The 1,593-nt window shown below is 70.7% G+C and carries 1 protein-coding gene and 1 pseudogene; one reads left to right on the forward strand and one right to left on the reverse strand.

All coding sequences use genetic code 11. The features are described 5' to 3' along the window. Nucleotides 1-383 (forward strand): annotated as a pseudogene (locus WBP48_RS08545) (SURF1 family protein); the annotation flags it as partial. Between the two features lie 3 nt (nt 384-386). Here WBP48_RS08545 and WBP48_RS08550 read toward each other — a convergent pair. Next, nucleotides 387-1,593, reverse strand: a 1,207-nt coding sequence (locus tag WBP48_RS08550) for a hypothetical protein (protein WP_424438978.1), incomplete at its 5' end; no start/stop codon positions are given.

Raw genomic sequence — 1,593 nt, forward strand, 5'->3', positions numbered from 1 at the left:
CCGTCACCCTCACCGACCGACTCATCGCCGACGAGGGTCCTGCGCTGCCGCCGCGTGGCGGCCCTGCGGCGGAGATGACGCGCATGTCGCCGGCCGCGCTGCTGGGGTGGTGGCACGACGTCGACGAGCTCAGCGTCTACCGGCAGTACCTCGTCGCCGACGGCGAGACCCTGCCCGAGGCGCTCTCGGCCGGCCTCATCGCGATCGACTCGCCCGCCCCCGACGAGGGCTCGAACGTCAACTGGCTCAACATCTTCTACGCCGCGGAATGGGCGGTCTTCGCCGGCTTCGCGTTCTATATGTGGTACCGCCTCGCGCGCGACGCGTGGGAGAAGGAGGTCGAGGCGTGGCAGGATGCCGCGGTCAGCGATTCCGACGGCTGATCCTCACCAGAAGCCTCCCCACCACCCCCACCACCTGTCGCCGCCGCCGGTCGTTTCGAGCTGGCTCTCGGCCACGGCGAGCACGCTCCACACGTTGCCTTCCGTGTCGGTGAACTCGTACGCCGGCGCGAGGAAGCGCGTGTCGTCGGTGCCGACCATCATGGCGAGGCCGAGGCGCGCGGAGCTGATCTCGAACTCGGTGATGCCCCACGGTACTGGTGCGCCCTGACCGGGGGTCGCCGGGGGCTCGGTCGGCGCGTCCGGATACTGGTCGTCATCGATCTCGGCGCCCCGCTTCGAGGCGTAGGCGGGCGCGAACACCGGGTCGTTCATCCGCTCGGCCGCCTCGGCGGGGCTGACGATGTCGTACTCGCCCAGTGAAACGATCGAGGCGTTCGACCCGTGAGCCTCCAGCAGGCCCTTCGCCGACACGGTGACCGTGGAGGTGACGACCGTCACATTGCCGGCGACGACGCGTGCGGCCGTCGCGGTCGTCGTGCGACCGGCGTCATCGGGCGTCACGGTGACCTGGGTTTCGCTCTCCTCGACACCCGTGGCCGCGAGGAACAGGCTGAGGGCATCGCGAGCCTGCTGCTCGGTGGGAACGGGGGTCGCTGCCACGCAGCTTTGTGCCTCGGCGTGTGCCGCCTCGAGCTGCTCCTGGCTGAAGCTCTCGGCGTCGGGATCGTCCTTCGGGGTGATCGCCGCCCAGCACTCCATCCACGGTACGTCGAAGCCGCCGCTGTATGAGACATCGGCACCCCCGCTCGGCATCAGCCAGAGCTGCAGCTGCGGTCCCGACCGATCGGCTTCATCGTCCGCGCCGACGAACCACCCCTGAACGTGTTCGCGGCTATGGGCGGTGCCCGCCATGCCCAGCGCGTGAGCGATGCGCTCGGCATCGGCGGCGGAGTAGTGCGTCGCGGCATCCAGCGCGTACACCGTCGCACGGGATGCCGCGCTGTCGAACGGCGGCGCGGTGAAGCGTCGGCTGTTGGAGTAGTGCCAGGGGGAGACGGCCGCAGAATCGGCCGTCATCGCCTCCGTACCGCGACTCTGGGCGCCGCCGCTGCTCTCGGACTGGTACGACGCGACTCCGTCTCCGCCCGTTCCGGCGAGGTCGATCGGCGCCGCCGGGTCGGCGACGGTGCCTGTGGCGACCGCGACGGGTGTGCCATGCGGCGCCGATGCCGCACCCGCGACGACGGAG

Origin of the sequence: Microbacterium sp. (genome assembly GCF_049661145.1) — a bacterium.
Lineage (GTDB): Bacteria > Actinomycetota > Actinomycetes > Actinomycetales > Microbacteriaceae > Microbacterium.